The organism is Sulfitobacter faviae (genome assembly GCF_029870955.1).
Lineage (GTDB): Bacteria > Pseudomonadota > Alphaproteobacteria > Rhodobacterales > Rhodobacteraceae > Sulfitobacter > Sulfitobacter faviae.
Window position 1 is genome coordinate 2,153,049 of record NZ_PGFQ01000001.1, and the last position, 17,593, is coordinate 2,170,641.

The 17,593-nt window shown below is 63.7% G+C and carries 15 protein-coding genes and 6 pseudogenes; 8 read left to right on the plus strand and 13 right to left on the minus strand.

The window, feature by feature from the left end; all coding sequences use genetic code 11:
• Positions 1 to 203: 203 nt before the first annotated feature.
• The 7 genes and pseudogenes from CUR85_RS11150 to CUR85_RS11180 form a co-directional block, all read right to left on the minus strand.
• A pseudogene (locus CUR85_RS11150) lies at positions 204 to 2,404 on the minus strand (3-hydroxyacyl-CoA dehydrogenase NAD-binding domain-containing protein).
• A gap of 20 nt (positions 2,405 to 2,424) precedes the next feature.
• Positions 2,425 to 3,639, minus strand: coding sequence for an acetyl-CoA C-acetyltransferase (locus tag CUR85_RS11155; protein WP_067261203.1), 1,215 nt, complete (start codon positions 3,637 to 3,639; stop codon positions 2,425 to 2,427).
• Between the two features lie 15 nt (positions 3,640 to 3,654).
• Positions 3,655 to 4,291 (minus strand): annotated as a pseudogene (locus CUR85_RS11160) (glutathione S-transferase family protein).
• A gap of 134 nt (positions 4,292 to 4,425) precedes the next feature.
• Positions 4,426 to 5,574, minus strand: a complete 1,149-nt coding sequence (locus tag CUR85_RS11165; RefSeq protein ID WP_067261200.1) for an acyl-CoA dehydrogenase family protein — start codon at positions 5,572 to 5,574, stop codon at positions 4,426 to 4,428.
• A 23-nt stretch (positions 5,575 to 5,597) separates the two neighbouring features.
• A complete protein-coding gene (locus CUR85_RS11170; RefSeq protein WP_067261198.1) occupies positions 5,598 to 5,810 on the minus strand; it encodes a hypothetical protein in 213 nt (70 codons plus the stop codon).
• Positions 5,811 to 5,860: 50 nt separating this feature from the next.
• Positions 5,861 to 7,642, minus strand: a complete 1,782-nt coding sequence (locus CUR85_RS11175) for an acyl-CoA dehydrogenase C-terminal domain-containing protein (protein WP_067261197.1) — start codon at positions 7,640 to 7,642, stop codon at positions 5,861 to 5,863.
• A 52-nt stretch (positions 7,643 to 7,694) separates the two neighbouring features.
• On the minus strand, positions 7,695 to 8,096 hold the full coding sequence (locus CUR85_RS11180; protein ID WP_067261195.1) for a MerR family transcriptional regulator: 402 nt from the start codon (positions 8,094 to 8,096) through the stop codon (positions 7,695 to 7,697).
• Positions 8,097 to 8,280: 184 nt separating this feature from the next.
• On the opposite strand from CUR85_RS11180, the pseudogene CUR85_RS20555 reads away from it, so the two are divergent.
• The 3 genes and pseudogenes from CUR85_RS20555 to CUR85_RS11190 form a co-directional block, all read left to right on the plus strand.
• Positions 8,281 to 8,724: pseudogene (locus CUR85_RS20555) on the plus strand (autoinducer binding domain-containing protein); the annotation flags it as partial.
• Between the two features lie 23 nt (positions 8,725 to 8,747).
• The gene (locus CUR85_RS11185) at positions 8,748 to 9,041 is read left to right on the plus strand and encodes a response regulator transcription factor (RefSeq protein ID WP_136720450.1); all 294 of its coding nucleotides are present in this window, start codon (positions 8,748 to 8,750) and stop codon (positions 9,039 to 9,041) included.
• Positions 9,042 to 9,188: 147 nt separating this feature from the next.
• Positions 9,189 to 9,365, plus strand: coding sequence for a hypothetical protein (locus tag CUR85_RS11190; RefSeq protein WP_156505595.1), 177 nt, complete (start codon positions 9,189 to 9,191; stop codon positions 9,363 to 9,365).
• 9 nt (positions 9,366 to 9,374) lie between these two features.
• Here the strand turns inward: CUR85_RS11190 and CUR85_RS11195 are convergent, their stop codons facing one another.
• The gene (locus CUR85_RS11195; protein WP_067261191.1) at positions 9,375 to 9,755 is read right to left on the minus strand and encodes a MerR family transcriptional regulator; all 381 of its coding nucleotides are present in this window, start codon (positions 9,753 to 9,755) and stop codon (positions 9,375 to 9,377) included.
• 118 nt (positions 9,756 to 9,873) lie between these two features.
• Between CUR85_RS11195 and CUR85_RS11200 the strand changes: the two genes are divergently transcribed.
• The 3 genes and pseudogenes from CUR85_RS11200 to CUR85_RS11210 all read left to right on the plus strand — a co-directional run bounded on the left by CUR85_RS11200 (position 9,874) and on the right by CUR85_RS11210 (position 12,179).
• Positions 9,874 to 10,296, plus strand: a complete 423-nt coding sequence (locus tag CUR85_RS11200) for a PaaI family thioesterase (RefSeq protein WP_067261213.1) — start codon at positions 9,874 to 9,876, stop codon at positions 10,294 to 10,296.
• Positions 10,293 to 10,805 (plus strand): PaaI family thioesterase, encoded by a 513-nt coding sequence (locus CUR85_RS11205; protein ID WP_067261189.1) that lies wholly within the window; start codon positions 10,293 to 10,295, stop codon positions 10,803 to 10,805. Before CUR85_RS11200 ends, CUR85_RS11205 begins: the two co-directional genes overlap by 4 nt.
• Before the next feature lie 22 nt (positions 10,806 to 10,827).
• Positions 10,828 to 12,179, plus strand: a pseudogene (locus CUR85_RS11210) (MATE family efflux transporter).
• Here CUR85_RS11210 and arsC read toward each other — a convergent pair.
• The 3 genes and pseudogenes from arsC to CUR85_RS11225 form a co-directional block, all read right to left on the minus strand.
• On the minus strand, positions 12,176 to 12,517 hold the full coding sequence (gene arsC / locus CUR85_RS11215; RefSeq protein ID WP_067261185.1) for an arsenate reductase (glutaredoxin): 342 nt from the start codon (positions 12,515 to 12,517) through the stop codon (positions 12,176 to 12,178). The pseudogene CUR85_RS11210 and the gene arsC sit on opposite strands and share 4 nt — an antisense overlap.
• Positions 12,514 to 13,556 (minus strand): annotated as a pseudogene (locus CUR85_RS11220) (quinone-dependent dihydroorotate dehydrogenase). The gene arsC and the pseudogene CUR85_RS11220 overlap by 4 nt, the downstream one beginning before the upstream one ends.
• Positions 13,553 to 13,903, minus strand: coding sequence for a DUF952 domain-containing protein (locus CUR85_RS11225; protein ID WP_067261180.1), 351 nt, complete (start codon positions 13,901 to 13,903; stop codon positions 13,553 to 13,555). The pseudogene CUR85_RS11220 and the gene CUR85_RS11225 overlap by 4 nt, the downstream one beginning before the upstream one ends.
• Before the next feature lie 129 nt (positions 13,904 to 14,032).
• Here CUR85_RS11225 and CUR85_RS11230 point away from each other — a divergent pair, with 129 nt between their 5' ends.
• On the plus strand, positions 14,033 to 15,592 hold the full coding sequence (locus CUR85_RS11230; protein ID WP_067261179.1) for a bifunctional metallophosphatase/5'-nucleotidase: 1,560 nt from the start codon (positions 14,033 to 14,035) through the stop codon (positions 15,590 to 15,592).
• A gap of 177 nt (positions 15,593 to 15,769) precedes the next feature.
• Complete coding sequence (locus tag CUR85_RS11235) at positions 15,770 to 16,183, plus strand: VOC family protein (RefSeq protein WP_067261177.1); 414 nt, start codon at positions 15,770 to 15,772, stop codon at positions 16,181 to 16,183.
• Positions 16,184 to 16,253: 70 nt separating this feature from the next.
• On the opposite strand, the gene CUR85_RS11240 is transcribed toward CUR85_RS11235, so the two are convergent.
• Both CUR85_RS11240 and CUR85_RS11245 read right to left on the minus strand, forming a co-directional pair.
• Entirely contained in the window at positions 16,254 to 16,586 is a 333-nt protein-coding gene (locus CUR85_RS11240) for a cupredoxin domain-containing protein (protein WP_136720449.1), read from the minus strand.
• Between the two features lie 86 nt (positions 16,587 to 16,672).
• Positions 16,673 to 17,571 (minus strand): annotated as a pseudogene (locus tag CUR85_RS11245) (LysR substrate-binding domain-containing protein).
• Positions 17,572 to 17,593: the final 22 nt, after the last annotated feature.

Below are 17,593 nucleotides of genomic sequence, written 5' to 3' on the forward strand. Positions count from 1 at the left end.
CTGCCCGTGGGTCGGCGACCCGACCGGCGTCGCTGCCACTTTATAGTTCAACCGTGACGCGCCATCGAGAGGGCAGGCCCAGCCTCACCAAATCGCCTACCCGGGGACGGGCAGGCGATGGCCCGGCGCCTGCGGCTTGATTCCGGGCCGGGTGGCAGCAGGAGCGACAAATAAAAAGGGGCGCCGAAGCGCCCCTCTCCCCCTTACGCCGCCTTGGCGTCCGGGTTGAACCGTCCGTAGAAACTCTGGTTCTTCTGCGCCATTTCGCGCAGCAGGTCCGGGCAGGCAAAGCGCTCACCGTATTTCTCGGTCAGCTGGTCACAACGCTCCGCCGCATAGGGCGCGCCAATCATGTCGAGCCAGCTCAGCGGACCGCCGGACCAAGGCGCAAAGCCCCAGCCGAGGATCGCGCCGACGTCGCCCTCGCGGATGTCCATCAAGACACCTTCCTCCAGCGCGCGCACCGCCTCCAATGTCTGCGAGAACAGCAGACGGTGCTGCACCTCGATCAACTCGGGCTGCTCTTCGGCCACGGGGTACTTGTCGCCCATGCCCCGCCACAGGCCCTCGCGCTTGCCCTTGGCGTCATAGCTGTAGAAACCGGCGTTGGCCTTGCGGCCCAGACGGCCCTCTTCCTCCATCCAGAACACCAGCGGGTCGATGTCGTCGTTCGGGTATTCATCGCCCATTGCCGCCTTGGTCGCACGAGCGATCTTGGCGCCCAGATCGATCGAGGTCTCGTCCATCAGCTGCAGCGGGCCCAAGGGCATGCCGACCAGCTTCGCGGCGTTTTCGATCAGCGCGGGCTCGACACCCTCCTGCACCATGCGCACACCCTCGTTGATGTAGGGAATGATGCAGCGGTTGGCGTAGAAGAAACGCGCGTCATTGACCACGATCGGGGTCTTGCGGATCTGGCGCACGTAGTCGAGCGCCTTGGCCACGGCCCGGTCACCGGTCTCTTGGCCCTTGATGATCTCCACCAGCAGCATTTTCTCGACGGGCGAGAAGAAGTGGATGCCGATGAACTGCTCATCGCGGCTCGACGCCTTGGCCAGATCGGTGATCGGCAGGGTCGAGGTGTTGGAGGCAAAGATGCAATCCTCGGGATCACGGCCTCGACCTTCTGGGTCATCTCGGCCTTCACCTTCGGGTCCTCGAAGACCGCCTCGATGATCAGATCGCAGCCCTTCAACGCCTCCAGATCGGTGGTGGCGGTGATCAGATCGAGCGCCTTGGCCTTCTTCTCGGGCGTGGCTTTCTTGCGGGCGATGCCCTTGTCGAAATAGCCCTCGGTATAGGCCTTGCCACGGTCGGCGGCCTCCTGCGTCTGGTCGATCAGCACCACTTCGATCCCGGCCTGCGCCGAGACCAGCGTGATGCCGGCACCCATCATGCCCGCGCCCAGAACCCCCAGCTTCTTCACGCGCTGGTCCGGCACGCCTTCGGGGCGCACGGCGCCTTTCTCCAGCGCTTCCTTGTTGAGGAAGAGCGAGCGGATCATGTTGCCCGACGACGGGTTCATCAGCACGTTTGTGAACCAGCGCGCCTCGACCTTGAGCGCCGTGTCGAAAGGCACCAGCGCGCCTTCGTAGACCGCCGACAACAGCGCCTTGGCCGCCGGATAGACGCCCTGGGTCTTGCCGTTGACCATTGCATTGGCGCCGACGAAGGTCATGAAGCCCGCCGGGTGGTAGGGCGCGCCGCCGGGCATCTTGTAGCCCTTGGCATCCCACGGCTTGACCAGATCGGCATCCTTGGCGTTCAGCACCCAGTCGCGGGCTGCGGCCATCGGGTCTTCGCTGACCTCGTCGATGATCCCGGCCTTCTGCGCGGCGGCGGGGGCGACCATCTTGCCTTCCAGAAGGAAGGGCGAGGCCGCCATGGCACCGAGCTTGCGCACCATCCGCGTGGTGCCGCCCGCACCCGGGAAGATGCCCACGAGGATCTCTGGCAGGCCGATGCGCGCCTTGGGGTTGTCGGCGGCAAAGGTCCGGTGCGTGGCCAGCGGCAGTTCCAGACCGATGCCGGCGGCTGTGCCGGGGATCACGCAGGCCACGGGCTTGCCGCCCTTGTTGGTCTTGGGGTCCATACCCGCGCGCTCGATCTTGCGCAGCAGGGCGTGCATCTGCATCGTGCCCTCGAAGAGACCCTTGGCCGGATCGTCGCCCGCGTCTTCCTTCATCTTCGCCAGCAGGTTCAGGTCCATGCCCCCGGCGAAGGAACCCTCCTTACCGGAGGTGATGACGATGCCCTTGACGGCGTCATCGGCCAGCGCCTCGTCGATATGCTTTTCCAGATCGCGCAGGCCGTCGAAGGACATGACGTTCATGCTCTTGCCCGGCACGTCCCAAGTGATGGTGGCGATGCCCTCGGCATCCTTGTTCATTGTGAAATCGGTCATTCTCTTGCTCCCTTCGCGGCTCACACGCGCTCGATGATGGTGGCGGCACCCATGCCGGACGCGATGCAGAGCGTGGCCAGCCCCACTTCCTTGTCGGCGCGCTCCATCTCATCGAGCAGGATGCCGATGATCATGGCGCCGGTGGCGCCCAGGGGGTGCCCCATGGCGATGCCGCCGCCGTTCACGTTGACCTTGCTGTCGTCCACGTCGAAGGCCTGCATGAAGCGCAGCACCACGGCGGCGAAGGCCTCGTTGACCTCGAACAGATCAATGTCGCCGATGGTCATGCCGTTGTCCTTGAGGATCTTCTCGGTCACCGGCACCGGGCCGGTCAGCATGATGGTGGGATCGGTGCCGATCTTGGCGGTGGCGCGGATGCGGGCGCGGGGCTTCAGCCCGTGCTGCTCGCCAAACTCCTTGTTGCCGATCAACACCGCGGCGGCGCCGTCGACGATGCCAGACGAGTTGCCCGCGTGGTGGATGTGGTTGATCCGTTCCAGATGCGGGTATTTCATCAGCGCGACCTTGTCGAAGCCGGGCATGACCTCGCCCATCTGCTGGAAGGCGGGGTTCAGGCCGCCAAGGCTCTGCATATCGGTCTGCGGGCGCATGTATTCGTCGCGGTCGAGGATCGCGAGACCGTTCTGGTCGCGCACGGTGATGACGGATTTGTCGAAGCGGCCCTCTTCCCAGGCCCGCGCGGCGCGCTGCTGGGACTGCATGGCCAGCTGGTCGGCCTCGTCGCGCGAGAAGCCGAACTCGGTGGCGATGATATCCGCCGAGATGCCCTGCGGCACGAAGTATTTCTCCATCGCCAGCGTCGGGTCCACGGCGATGGCCGCCCCGTCGCTGCCCATGGCCACGCGGCCCATCATCTCGACACCGCCGGCGATATAGCCGTTGCCCGCGCCGCCTTTGACTTGGTTCGCAGCGAGGTTCACCGCTTCCATGCCCGAGGCGCAGAAGCGGTTGATGGCCAAACCCGGAATGCGCTCATCAAGGTCCGAGGCCAGCACCGCCGAGCGCGCCAGGCAGCCGCCCTGTTCCATCACCTGGGTGACGTTGCCCCAGATCACGTCCTCGACGGCGTGGCCCTCGAGGTTGTTGCGCTCTTTCAGGGCATTGAGCGTCTGCGCCGAGAGCCGCAGAGAGGTCACCTCGTGCAGGGCGCCGTCCTTGCGGCCCTTGCCGCGCGGGGTGCGCAGGGCGTCGTAGATGTATACGTCTTGGGTCATGTCATGTCCTCCGGGTCAGGCGCGGTCAGCAGGGCTGCCGGGCATCAAATCATAGGGGCTTTCCAGCCCGGTGTTTCGCTCAGACGCGTAAGCCACGCGTCGATATGGGGCCAGTCGCTGCGGTCGAAACCGAAAGGCTCGGGTAATAAAGATACCCGCAGCAGCTGAGGTCCGCGTTGGTGATGTCGTCGCCCACGATCCAGTCGCGGCCGTCGAGATGGTCGTTCAGCACGCTATAGGCGGCCTTGAGCCGGCCCTGGTTGAAGGCGATGACCTCGGCGGGGCGTTTGTCTTCGGGCAGGAAGTTCATCAGAAAACGGGTCATCCCGGCAACGGAGCTGAGCTTGTGGTTATCCCATAGCACCCACCGCAGGATTTCGCGCCGTTCCGTCGCGTCGCGCCCGCCGAATTTGCCCGTCTTTTCCGCGACGTAATCCTGAATCACGCCCGATTGGGTAAGCCGTAGATCGCCGTCGATCATCACCGGCGCCTCGCCCATGTTGTTGATCTGCGCGCGGTAGTCGGGCTGGCGTGTCTGGCCACCGAAGAAGTCCACCTTCACCGGCTCCCAGTCGAGCCCCGACAATTCGAGCGCCAGCGCCGCCTTGTAGGCGTTGCCCGATTCGCCAAAGCAATAAAGCTGTATGGTCACCTGTCATTCCTCCTCTTCTATCGGCACCCGCTGAAATGTCGGAAGGTATTTGTGAAAGGATGAAGGGGGCAGGGGGCGCCTTATCTTCATCCTTTTTCAAATACCTCTGCGCCGGTGTTTCGACCCGCGCGCGATCAGAGGTTGCGCGCGATCAGTTCCTTCATGATCTCATTGGTGCCGCCGTAGATGCGCTGCACCCGCGCGTCGGCCCACATTTCGCCCACGGCATATTCCTGCATGAAGCCGTAGCCGCCGTGCATCTGCAAGCAGACATCCAGCACCTCGCCTTGGGTGTCGGTAAGCCAGTATTTCTGCATCGCCGCCTTGTCGACGCTGAGTTCCCCGCGCAGGTGTTCACTGATGCATTCGTCGAGGAAGGCACGGGCCACCGCGGTCTTTGTCTTGACCTCGGCGAGTTGGAACCGCGTGTTCTGGAACTGGGTCAGCGGGCCACCGAAGGCTTCGCGTTCCTTGCAGTATTGAATCGTGCGCGCCACGGCGCCTTCCATGGCGCCCACCGCGCCGCAGCCGATGATCAGGCGTTCCTGCGGTAGCTGCTGCATCATCTGGTAGAAGCCCTGGCCTTCGTCCTGGCCGAGGATGTTCTCGGGCGGGATCTCGACATTGTCGAAGAAGAGCTCGGAGGTGTCGGCGGCATGCAGGCCAATCTTGTCGAGGTTGCGGCCGCGTTGGAAGCCTTCGGCCTTGTCGGTTTCCACGACCACAAGCGACACGCCCTTGGAACCTTCCTTGGGGTCGGTCTTGGCCGCCACGATGATCAGGTTGGCGTGCTGGCCGTTGGTGATGAAGGTCTTTTGGCCCGAGAGTTTGTAGGCGTTGCCCTCGCGGATCGCCTTAGTTTTGATGCGCTGCACGTCCGAGCCGGTCGAGGGTTCGGTCATCGCCAGTGCGCCGACCAGCTCGCCCGAGACCATCTTGGGCAGCCAGCGTTTTTTCTGGTCCTCGGTGCCATAGGCGAGGATGTAATGCGCCACGATGCCGGAATGGATGCCGTGGCCCCAGGAGGCGAGGTTGGCGCGGGAGCCTTCGATCAGGATCGCCGCCTCATGGCCGAAATCGCCACCAGCGCCGCCGTACTCTTCGGGCACCGAGGGGCAGAGCAGGCCCAGTTCCCCGGCTTGCGCCCATGTGTCGCGGTCCATCTGGCCCTGTTTGCGCCATTTCTCGAAATGCGGCGCCCATTCGGTGTTGATGAACTGCGCCGTCATGTCGGCGATCATCTGGTGTTCTTCGGTCATCCAACTGGATGTTTTGGTCTGCATCTTCTGGCCCCCTCCCCAAGGGTTCAGCGTTTGCGGGCGTCCAGTTCGGCGTTGAACAGGCGCAGCCGCGCGATCAGGTTTTCCTCGTTCATGACCGAGTTGAAATTCTCGAACAGGAACGACAGCGCTTCCCCCTCATCAAGACCTGCGTCGGTGCTGAACTTCTTTAGCCTGCGGTAGCCTTCCTCGGTCATGGCGACAGGGAAGCGGCGGGTCAGGCGGAAGCGTTTGGGCATGGTCTCTCCGGGTGTTGGGTAGGGTGGGGGGCTTGCCCCCACCCCCCGTTTTAGAAGTTTGCGGCCTCAAGCGCCATGACCGTATCCGCGCCCGATTGGATGCGGGTCAGGTGCAGGGCCGTGGCGGGCAGTTGGCGCGCCATATAGTAGCGGCCGGTGGCCAGCTTGGTCTCGTAGAAGGTGGCGTCGCCGCTGCCGTTCTTCAATGCTTCTTTCGCCGCCAGACCCATCTTGGCCCACATCAGGCCGAGGCAGACATGACCGAACATATGCATGAAGTCATTGGACCCGGCGAGCGCGTGGTTGGGGTTCTTCATGCCGTTCTGCATGAAGTACATGCCCGCCGATTGCAGGTCCTTGCTGGCCGCCTTCAGGGGTTCAAGGAAGGCCGCGTCGAATTCGGCGTCTTGGCCTGCGTTGTCCTTGATGAAGCCCTTCACGAGGTCGAAGAAAGCCATGACGTGCTTGCCGCCGTCCTGCGCCAGTTTGCGGCCCACGAGGTCAAGCGCCTGCACGCCATTGGCGCCTTCGTAGATCTGTGCGATGCGGGCGTCACGGGTGAATTGGGACATGCCCCATTCCTCGATATAGCCGTGGCCGCCGTAGACCTGCTGCGCCTTCACGGTCATGTCGTAGCCTTGGTCGGTCAGGAAGCCCTTGATGACCGGGGTGAGCAGCGACACGAGGCCGTCGGCGTCCTTATCCTCGGCGCGGTGCGCCGCGTCGATCATCGTGGCCCCCCAGAGGATGAAGGCACGGGCGGCTTCGACAAAGCTTTTCTGATCCATCAGCGAACGGCGGATGTCGGGATGCACGATCAGCGGATCGGCGGGCTTTTCGGGGGCGACGGCACCGGTGACGGCACGACCCTGCAGGCGGTCCTTGGCGTATTCCAGCGCGTTTTGATAGGCCACCTCGGCCTGAGCCAGACCCTGCATGCCGACGCCAACGCGGGCTTCGTTCATCATGGTGAACATGGCGCGCATGCCCTTGTGTTCGGTCCCCAGCAGATAGCCGGTGGCACCGTCGTAGTTCATCACGCAGGTCGAGTTGCCGTGGATGCCCATTTTCTCTTCGATGGAACCGACGGAGACGCCGTTGCGCTCCCCCAAAGACCCATCTTCGTTGACCATGAACTTGGGCACGATGAAGAGCGACACGCCCTTGATGCCCTCGGGCCCGCCTTCGATCTTGGCCAGCACGAGGTGGATGATGTTGTCGGCCATGTCATGCTCACCGGAGGAGATGAAGATCTTCTGGCCGGAGATTTTATAGCTGCCGTCTTCCTGCGGGGCCGCCTTGGTGCGCATCAGACCCAGATCGGTGCCGCAATGCGGCTCGGTCAGGTTCATGGTGCCGGTCCATTCGCAGGAGACCATCTTGGGCAGGTAGGTGTCCTTTTGCGCGTCGGTGCCATGGGCGAGGATTGCGGAGGCCGCGCCATGGGTCAGCCCTTGGTACATGGTGAAAGCCTGGTTCGCGGCGGAGAACATCTCGCCCACGGCGGTGCCGAGGACGTAGGGCATGTTCTGCCCGCCGTATTGTTCAGGCATGTCGAGGCCGGGCCAGCCGCCTTCTTTCACCTTTTCAAAGGCTTCCTTAAACCCTTTGGGCGTGTAGACGACGCCGTTTTCCAAACGGCAGCCTTCCTTGTCGCCCACGACGTTCAGCGGGGCGAGCACTTCGGAGGTGAGCTTGCCCGCCTCTTCGAGGATGGCGGAGGTGAAATCTGGCTCCAGCTCATCATAGCCGGGGGTCTTGCTTTCGGTCACCTTCAGCACGTCGTGCAGAACGAATTGCAGGTCTTTGGTGGGGGCTGTGTAACTGGGCATCTTTGCTCTCCGGGTCGTCTTTTTATGGATGTGAGGGGCGGCGTCGCCGGGGTTATTCGGCGGCGCGGCGGGGTTGGTTCATGGAGGCGATCATCTTTTCCCCCCATTTCAACTGGTCCTTGAGGTCTTCGATGGCCTCGTTCAGCTCTTCGCGGCGCGACTCGAGGTCGGCCAGACGGGCGCGGGCAATCTCATAGGCCGCGGCGATCTGCGTCTGCTGCTGGTCGCCCATATGATAAAGGTCGAGCAACTGGCGGATTTCTTCGAGGCTGAAGCCAAAGCGCTTGCCGCGCAGGATCAGCTTGAGCCGGGCGCGATCGCTTTTGGTGAACAGGCGTTTCTGGCCCTCGCGCAATGGGAAGAGCAGCTCTTTCGCTTCGTAGAACCGCAGGGTGCGGGGGGTCACTTCGAAAGCGTCGCACATCTGGCGAATGGTCAGCGTGTCGGCGGTCATCTCATCACTCTCCAATCGTCGTTTCGAGACTTCAGTTGGGGCTGACCCTGCTGATACAATGGGAGCTGACGTTGACGTAAGTGATACGTTGCGTCACTTTATAAGCGTGGAAATTTCCTTTAGGTTTGAAAGAGGATCGGGCGCGTGCCGCCGCCATGGCGCTGGGCAGCAAAACGGGTAGGAGATGGCAAACTTCGATCAAAATGGGCCGAAGACGCTAGACGGGCTGGTCCACTGCGCGCAGAACGCCACGAGTGCGGCGGGCATTCTGGCCTGCGGACTTGGCTATTTTCAACGGTTTGAGATCGATCTGGTCAGCTATCACGGGGACAGCCCCGGCGCGCCCGCGATCCTTTATCGGTTCGACGGCGAGGGCGCGGTAGGGGCGCAGTGGCATTCGCAGTTTTTGGATGTGGAAAAGCTGCGCGAAAGCCCGGTGGAGGCGCTGGCCCGGCAGCAGGTGATGCCGATCTACTGGTCGGATGTGGCCCGCACGGCGCGGCTTACCTCTGCGGAAGGCCTCTATATGAAAGGATTGATGCGGCGCTATCCGAATGATGGCATTTCGCTCAGGGTACATGGTCCGGGCGGGGATTCCGCCGTGGTGGGGCTGGGCTTTGCCGCGAAACAGGCGCGTTTGCCCCGGGGGCGTTGTACAAACTTCTCAGTGCCGCCCAGATCGCGCATCTGCGCTATTGCGCCTTGGCCGAAAGCCAATCGCCGCGTGATTTCGGCCTGTCCCCGCGCGAGGTTGAGGTGTTGGAATGGATCGCCACCGGCAAGAGCAACGGGGTCATTGCCGAGATACTTGGGATTTCGCCTCATACAGTCGATACGATTGTGCGGCGGATTTTCTCCAAGCTTGAGGTGAATGACCGCACGACCGCCGCCATTCGCGGGCTCGGCGCCGGGCTGCTGCGCCGCCCGAAAGAGGGCGCGCCCTAGGGCAAGGTTGACCTTGCGTCGCTGTCGCGTGACTGCGTGACATGACCCCACGTCGTGGGGGCTGTAGGAGCGGGCGCTCGACCTAGAGAGGCACGGTGCATGTCAGAAAAACAAGAGCAGACAGGTAGCGGGGCTAAAAACGGTTCCGTGGCAGAAACGCGCGCGCGCGTGGTTGCAGAGCTGAAAGGCGCGTCCGAGACCATCGAAAACGGCGCATTCGATCTGGCCGGAGACGCGAGCGCGGATGTGGTGTCCGATCTGATCCGCATCACGGCGGATTTGCAGATGCTCATCGGGCAGTTGGCGCAGCGCAACAGCCGCTGAGCCTGCCGCTCAGCCCTTGTCCGAGGCGATGGCCGCGGCAGTGTCGTCGCGCAGCTTTTGCAATTCCGCCATGGCTTCGTCCAACTGGCGGCGCTGCTCGGCCAGTTCTTCCAATTGACCATCGGCCATGGTGACCCAAGTGCGCATCTGCGCCTCGGTCCCCTCTTTTTCGTAGATCAACAGCCACTGGCGGATGTCCTCCAACGCGAAGCCAAACTTGCGGCCGCGCAGGATCAGCTTCATCCGCGCCCGTTCGCGTGGGCCATAGAAACGCGAGCGCCCCTCACGGTGCGGTTGCAGCAATTCGATATACTCGTAATAGCGCAACGTGCGTGGCGTCACGTCAAATGCCGCGCACATCTCTTTGAATGTCAGGCGTTCATCGTCCAAAGCATCTTCTCCCTTCCGGCAAACTATGGTCACGCGCGGGGATGCGCAACAGGCGGTCTTGCCCTTTGGCTATCTCGCCCTGATAAAGGACAAAACCAGAGGCAGAGGGTTGGGTTGCATGTCCGACAAATTAAAGCTGGCGCGACAGTTCATTCAGGCGCTGCCCCATTCCATGGCACTGGGGATGGAGTTGCAGGAGTTGGGCGATGGCTCTGCCGTGATCACCATGCCCTATGATGACAAGCTGATCGGCGACCCGCAGACCGGGGTGATCAGCGGCGGGGCGGTCTCGGCGCTGATGGACACTTGCTGCGGAGCTGCGGTGATGAGCCACCCGAGCAACCCGGCGGCCACCGCTACGATGGATCTTAGGATCGAATATCTGCGCGCGGCCACACCGGGGCAGACGATCATCACCCGCGCGACCTGCTATCACGTCACCCGTTCGGTCGCCTTCGTGCGGGCCACGACAACAGATGAGGACGCCGACAACCTTGTCGCCACGGCAACCGGCACTTTCACCGTGGAGGGGCACACATGACCACACGTCGCAAGCCGGAGCCGGTTCAGGTCATCAAACAACGCCGCGACGGGGTGCTGCGCGCCATGGTCGAAGGCGTGCCCTATATTCGCTTTCTGGGCATCGAGTTCGAGCGCCGTGGTGATGAGCTGACCGGCATCATGCCCTTTTCCGAGCAGCTGATCGGCAACCCGATCCTGCCCGCTCTGCATGGCGGGGCCACGGCGGCCTTTCTTGAGGCGACCGCGATCATCACCCTCAGTTGGGGGCTGATCTGGGAGGACATGGAAAGCGGCGCGCTCGATCTGGACAATCTGGATGCCGACCACTTGGCGCGGCTGCCCAAGACGATCGATTTCACCGTGGATTACCTGCGGTCGGGCCTGCCGCGCGATGCCTATGCGCGGGCGCGGATCAACCGGTCGGGGCGGCGCTATGCCAGCGTCCATGTCGAGGCATGGCAGGACAACCGCAGCCGTATTTTCGCGCAGGCCACAGGCCATTTCCTGATGCCGCAACGGCGTGGCTGAGTCGCAATCAGAGACGGAGCCGCTGACCGAGGCAGAGGTGCGCGCGGTTGAGCGTGGCACGCTGGCGGCGCGTGATGTGGTGACCCATCGCCGCGTGCTCAAGATCGCGGTTCCCATTGTCATTTCCAACGCCACAGTGCCGATCCTCGGCGCGGTCGATACCGGCGTGGTGGGGCAGATGGGCGCCGCCGCCCCCATCGGCGCGGTGGGGCTGGGGCGATCATCCTCTCGGCGCTCTATTGGGTTTTCGGCTTTCTGCGGATGGGCACCGTGGGCCTCACCGCGCAGGCGGCGGGCAATGGCGAAAAGGGCGAGGTCGCCGCATTGCTGACGCGCGGGCTTTTGATCGGCGCGGGGGCGGGGCTGGCCTTGATGGCGCTGCAATGGCCGCTTTTCTGGGCCTCGTTCCAAATCGCTCCCGGATCGCCCGAGGTTGAGGGGCTGGCGCGACAATATATGGCGATCCGCATCTGGTCTGCGCCCGCTGCCATCTCGATCTATGCGATCACCGGCTGGCTTATCGCGCAGGAGCGCAGCCGCGCCGTGCTGGTGTTGCAGGTCTGGATGAACGGGCTGAACATTCTGTTGGATCTGTGGTTTGTGCTGGGCCTCGGTTGGGGTGTCGAAGGCGTCGCCATCGCCACCTTTCTCGCGGAGTGGAGCGGGGCGGCCTTGGGCCTGTGGTTCTGCCGCGCGGCTTTCGCAGGGGTGGCGTGGCGCGATTGGGCGCAGGTCTTTGACGGGCCGCGCTGGACGCGCATGATGCAGGTGAACACCGATATCCTGATCCGCTCGCTTCTGTTGCAGGCGATCTTTGTCTCCTTCCTCTTCATGGGGTCGGGCTTGGGCGATGTGACCTTGGCGGCCAATCAGGTGCTGCTGCAATTCATGATGATCACCTCCTACGGGCTGGACGGTTTCGCCTTCGCCGCCGAGGCGATCATTGGCCGGGCTTACGGCGCGGGGCAGCGTGATGTGCTGCGGCGCGGGGCGGTGCTGACCTCCGCCTGGGCGTTCTTGGTCAGCCTGCTGTTGGCGGTGGTCTTTGCCGCCAGCGGCGGCGCGATCATCGATCTGATGGCCAAGGCCCCGCAGGTGCAAGACCTCGCCCGGGTCTATCTGCCCTATATGGTCGCGGCGCCGCTGCTGGGCTGTGCGGCCTATATGTTCGACGGTATCTTCATCGGCGCCACGCGGTCGCGCGACATGCGCAATATGATGCTCGTGTCGTTTCTGATCTATGCCGTGACCGCGCTGGCACTGGTGCCGAGCCTGGGCAATCACGGGCTTTGGATGTCGCTTCTGGTGTCCTTCGTGGTGCGCGGCATCACCTTGGCGCTGCGCTACCCGGCGTTGGAGCGCGCGGCGGGCTAGAGCAGCGCCTGCACCGCCTCGGGCGGGCGGCCGATTACGGCGCGGCCAGTGCTAAAAGCGATGGGGCGTTCGATCAGGATCGGATGGGCGGCCATGGCGTCGATCAGGGCCTCTTCGGGGCTGTTCTTGGTCAAGCCCAACTCTTTGAACAGCCTTTCGCCCGTCCGCATCATCTTGATCGCAGGCAGGCCAAGGGCGTCGCGGGCGGCGATGATCCCATCCCGGGTCGGCGCGTCTTCGAGGTAGCGGCGCAGGGTTACTTCCACCCCCGCCGCTTCGACCAGCGCCAGCGTCTGCCGCGATTTCGAACAGCGCGGGTTATGCCATAGGGTGATCATAGCCAATCCTCGCGTTTGCTGCCCACGGCCTCAGCCACGTTGGCAAAACCGTCGCGGGCCAAGAGTGCATCCAGCCCGGTGGTGATCTCTCGCACCAGCCCGAGGCCGCCGAAGACCAGCGCGGTGTAAAGTTGCAGGGCAGAGGCCCCGCGCAGATCTTGGCATAGGCGGTCTGCGCGTCCGACACCCCGCCGACGCCGATCAGCGGAATATCCGTCAGCCCCGCCAGCCGCGCCAAGACGCGGGTCGAGCGGTCGAACAGCGGCGCACCCGACAGACCGCCCGCCTCAGCTGCATGGGCGCTGGCAAGGCCGGTGCGGTCAAGCGTGGTATTGGTCGCGATGATGGCAGCAACGCCCGAATTTTGGGCAACCTCGGCCACATCCTCAATCTCGGCTTCGCTGAGATCGGGGGCGATTTTTAGGAAAACCGGCGTGGCGCCGCGCACGTCCATCACCCCTTCGAGCAGGGCCGAGAGCGCCGCCTTGCCCTGAAGGTCGCGCAGCTTCTCGGTATTGGGGGAGGAGACATTGACCGTCGCGAAATCGACGTGATTGCGCGCGGCGGTCATCACGCGGGCAAAGTCGGCGGCGCGGTCTTGGCTGGTCTTGTTCGCACCAAGGTTCAGTCCCACCGGCACCCCCGCACCCCGGCGCGAAAGCCGGGCGCAGATCGCTTCCATCCCCTCGTTGTTAAAGCCGAAACGGTTGATCGCGGCGCGATCCTCGGTCAGGCGAAACAGGCGCGGGCGCGGATTGCCGGGCTGGGGCAGGGGCGTGGCGGCCCCCACTTCGACAAAGCCAAACCCGGCGCGGGAGAGGGGGGCGATTGCGGTGGCGTTCTTGTCAAACCCCGCCGCCAGCCCAACAGGGTTCGGGAGGTCCAGCCCCGCAAGCGTGGTGTGCAGCCGCGCCGAAGTCTGCGGCCCCGGCGCAGGCGCAAGCCCCGCCCGCAGCGCGCGGATCGCCAGACCGTGCGCCGCTTCGGGATCGACCCGGTGCAGCGCCCGCAAGCCCAGCCTTTCCAAGAGCGGCGTCATTTGCTGGCCTCGCCCAATCCTGCGGGGAATTCATGCACGCCATCCACCAGCGGCAGAGGCTGCGCCCAGACCACGTCTTCGAGTTTGAGCGGGCGGTAGAGATGGGGGAAAAGCGCGCCGCCGCGCGAGGGCTCCCATTTCAGCGCATCGCCCAGAGCGTCGGCTTCTAGCGCGAGCAGGAAGAGACCGTCCTCCCCCTTGAAATGTTTGGCTGCGGTTTCCGCCGCCTGTTCGGCGGTGGAGAAATGCACAAAGCCATCGGTGACATCGATCGGCGCCCCGTCCGAGACCCCGTTCTTGCGCAGCGCAGCCCATTCGTCTGCGCGGAATATCTTGAAAATCAGCATGGCTTCTGATGCCCGCCGGGCGGGGCGGGGTCAAGACCCGCGGGTGACCATAGGGCAGGTCATATGACCTTTGACACGGGCCAAACCCCGCGCCACGATACCGGCATAACAAGCAACAGGGGAACTATCATGAAACGATTCCTGACCGCGACCGCTGCGCTGGCTTTGACCAGCGGCATGGCGGCGGCAGAGTATAATCTGACCATTCTGCATACCAATGATTTCCATGACCGGTTCGAGCCGATCAGCAAATATGACGGCCCCTGCAGCGCCGAGGATAATGCTGAGGGCAAATGCTTTGGCGGCGTCGCGCGCATGGTCACCGCAATCGAAGCCGCACGCGAACGCGCGGGCGAGAACCACCTGCTGCTGGATGCGGGCGACTGGTTCCAAGGCTCGCTTTTCTACACGCGTTACAAGGGTGACATGGCGGCCGAGTTCATGTCGAAGCTCGACTATGACGTGATGGCCGTGGGCAACCACGAGTTTGACGACGGCCCCGAGGGGTTGGCCGATTTCGTGGCACAGGTCGATTTCCCCGTGCTCTCGGCCAATATCGACGTGAGCGGCGTCGAGGGGCTGGAGGGCGAGATCGGCAAATCCACCGTGGTTGAGGTTGGTGGGGAGCGGATCGGCATCGTTTCTGTCCTTGCCGAAGACACGCCCGAAACCTCTTCGCCCGGGGCGGAGGTGATCTTCTCCCCCGCAGCGGATGCGGCACAGGCCGAGATCGACGCGCTGACCGAGGACGGGGTTAACAAGATCATCCTGCTCACCCACATCGGGCTGGCGGGCGACAAGCGGCTGGCCGAGGAGTTGACCGGGGTTGACCTGATCGTCGGCGGCCATTCCCACACGCTTCTGAGCAACAGCGAAGAGCGGGCCGAGGGCGCTTACCCGACCATGGTCAACGACGTGCCGATCGTGCAGGCCTATGCCTACAGCAAATATCTGGGCGAGCTGAACGTCACCTTCGACGACGAAGGCGAGGTGACCTCGATCTCCGGCGATCCGATCCTGCTGGATGCCTCTGTCGAAGAGGATCAGGCGACGGTCGATCTGGTGGCCGAACGCGCCGCCCCGCTGGAGGAGCTGCGCCAGAAGGTCGTGGCCGAGACGTCGGAAACCATCGAAGGCAGCCGTGACATCTGCCGCGCGCAGGAATGTGCGATGGGCAACCTTGTCTCCGACGCGATGCTGGACCGGGTGAAGGATCAGGGCATCGACGTGGCGATCTCCAACGCGGGCGGCTTGCGTGCCTCCATCGACGCGGGTGAGGTGACCATGGGCGAGGTGCTGACCGTGCTGCCGTTCCAGAACACGCTCTCGACCTTCCAGATTAGCGGCGCGACCCTGATCGAAGCCTTGGAAAACGGGGTAAGCCAGTTGGAAGACGGCGCGGGCCGTTTCCCGCAGGTGGCGGGCATGTCTTATACCTTTGATCCCAAGGCCGAGCCCGGCAGCCGCATCAGCGATGTGATGGTGGGGGGCGAACCGATTGATCCCGAAAAGACCTATGGCGCCGTGTCCAACAACTATGTCCGCAATGGCGGCGACGGCTACGCGATGTTCAAGGACGCCGAGAATGCCTATGACTTCGGCCCCGATCTGGCGGATGTGACGGCGGAGTATCTGGCGAAGAACGGCAGCTACAAACCCTACACCGATGGCCGCATCAAGATGAAGTAAGGGTCTCAGGCCTTAGCGAGGGGGCGCGTCCAGCGGGGCGCGCCCTTTTTGTTTGTGAATAGCCGGGCAGGGCCCTTGATTCCGGGCGGATGCCCAAGCTGCGCGTCCCCCGCAAGCCAGCCCCTTGCACCTCTCCCGCCAAGGGATACACATGCGGTAACCAAACAGGAGACCGCTATGCTCACCCCCTTCCACCTTGCCTATAACGTCCGCGACCTTGACGAGACCCGCGCCTTCTACGGCGATGTGCTGGGCTGCACCGAAGGCCGGTCGACCGAAACTTGGGTCGATTATTCCTTCTTCGGCCACCAGATCTCCATGCATCTGGGCGAGCCTTTCAAGACAGAGGCCACCGGCAAGGTCGGTGAGCATATGGTGCCGATGCCGCATCTGGGCGTCGTCCTGCGGATGGAGGATTGGAAGGCGCTGGCGGAGCGGCTGAAGGGCGCAGAGGTCGACTTCGTGATCGAACCCTCGCTGCGTTTCGAAGGGGAACCGGGCGAGCAAGCGACCATGTTCTTCCGCGACCCGTCGGGCAATCCGATCGAAGTCAAGGGGTTCGCCGATTTGGACCGCGTTTTTGCCCAATAAGGCCAAGCGCTGAAACGACAAAGCCCCGCTGTCGCAAGCGGGGCTTTGAAGGGCTGAAACTGGTGCGGGCTCAGTCGAAGCTGATCGCCCCTTCGAAAGCAGGCTCTTCCAAGGTTTGCCCGCTGAAACGCGTCGGGGTCTGTGCGGTGATGTCGAGCGTGTAGCTGCCGTTCACGGGGATCGGCCCGCTGGTCCATGCCTCGTCCTCGCCGGTGATCGTATGGCTGCCGGTGGCGTTGTTGGTAAAGACCACCTGATCGCCCGGCTGCACATGGGACAGCGATGGGAAATAGGCGCCGTCGACGATCAGCACGTTGCGGCTTTCGGCCATGGCGCCAGCGGCGCAGAAGCTCAGGGCAAGGGCCAGAGCGCCGGTGCTTTTGCGGTATGAACTTAGCATCATCTGCTCCTTTGGAACGCCCGATGCGGGCGGGTTAGCCGGTTTCATACAAGGTAAATGCGGCATAACTTGGGCCAGCTTTGCGCGGCTCATCCTGCCGTCGCAGGCTCCGCCTGCTGGGCCAGCCAGCCACGGAATGACGCAAGCGCCGCCGTCTCATCCCGGTCGTCAGGCCAGACGAGGTAGTAGTTCCCGATGCTCTGCGTGGTGGGTGAAGCGGCCAGCACCAATTGCCCGTCGCGCAGGTAGGGGCGGGCGAAGAAGGTCGGCAGCAGCGCCACCCCTAGTCCGTGTATCGCCGCCTGCGCCATGGTCGAGAATTGGTCGAACATCATGCCGCCCGGCGGCTCATCCGTTACTCCGAGCGAGGACAGCCAGCGCGCCCATCCGCGCGGGCGGGTCTCTAGGTGAAGCAGCGGCAGATGGCGCACGTCGCGTGCATCCTCCAAGGGTGCGGGCAGCAGGTCGGGTGCGCAGACCGCCACCACCGTTTCCGGCAAAAGCGGCAGGTAGCGCACGCCGGGCCAATCTTCATGACCAAAATGAATGGCGGCGTCGAATCGGCTGCCCGCAAAGGCGAAGGGCCGCAGCCGGGTCGATAGGTTCACCGTCACTTCCGGGTGGTCCCGCGCGAAATCGCGCAGGCGCGGGGCCAGCCAATGCATCCCGAAGGCAGGCAGGATCGCCAGATTCAACGTGCCCCCGTAGGGTTCGTCCGGGCCGAGACCGAGGCCTGCGCCAGTCGGTTCAGGATGTCGCGCACCTGCGTTACATAATCCAATCCCGCCTGCGTCGGGGTTAGACGGCGGCCCTGACGGATCATCAGCGTCACGCCCAGCTGTTCCTCCAGCGTCTTGATCTGACGGCTCACCGCGCTCTGCGTGAGGTTCAATTCCTGCGCCGCCGCCGTGGCGGTGCCGAGCCGCACGACCGCCTCGAAAGACAGCAGGGCCGAGATCGAAGGCAGGAAGCGGCGTGGCGCGATCATATGACTTTTTCTCATGAACTCA

Coding starts and splice junctions, on each gene's coding strand:
- CUR85_RS11155 (WP_067261203.1), bottom strand. CDS start 3,639: ATGACCCAAGACGTATACATCTACGACGCCCTGCGCACCCCGCGCGGC.
- CUR85_RS11165 (WP_067261200.1), bottom strand. CDS start 5,574: ATGCAGACCAAAACATCCAGTTGGATGACCGAAGAACACCAGATGATC.
- CUR85_RS11170 (WP_067261198.1), bottom strand. CDS start 5,810: ATGCCCAAACGCTTCCGCCTGACCCGCCGCTTCCCTGTCGCCATGACC.
- CUR85_RS11175 (WP_067261197.1), bottom strand. CDS start 7,642: ATGCCCAGTTACACAGCCCCCACCAAAGACCTGCAATTCGTTCTGCAC.
- CUR85_RS11180 (WP_067261195.1), bottom strand. CDS start 8,096: ATGACCGCCGACACGCTGACCATTCGCCAGATGTGCGACGCTTTCGAA.
- CUR85_RS11200 (WP_067261213.1), top strand. CDS start 9,874: ATGTCCGACAAATTAAAGCTGGCGCGACAGTTCATTCAGGCGCTGCCC.
- CUR85_RS11205 (WP_067261189.1), top strand. CDS start 10,293: ATGACCACACGTCGCAAGCCGGAGCCGGTTCAGGTCATCAAACAACGC.
- arsC (WP_067261185.1), bottom strand. CDS start 12,517: ATGATCACCCTATGGCATAACCCGCGCTGTTCGAAATCGCGGCAGACG.
- CUR85_RS11225 (WP_067261180.1), bottom strand. CDS start 13,903: ATGCTGATTTTCAAGATATTCCGCGCAGACGAATGGGCTGCGCTGCGC.
- CUR85_RS11230 (WP_067261179.1), top strand. CDS start 14,033: ATGAAACGATTCCTGACCGCGACCGCTGCGCTGGCTTTGACCAGCGGC.
- CUR85_RS11235 (WP_067261177.1), top strand. CDS start 15,770: ATGCTCACCCCCTTCCACCTTGCCTATAACGTCCGCGACCTTGACGAG.
- CUR85_RS11240 (WP_136720449.1), bottom strand. CDS start 16,586: ATGATGCTAAGTTCATACCGCAAAAGCACCGGCGCTCTGGCCCTTGCC.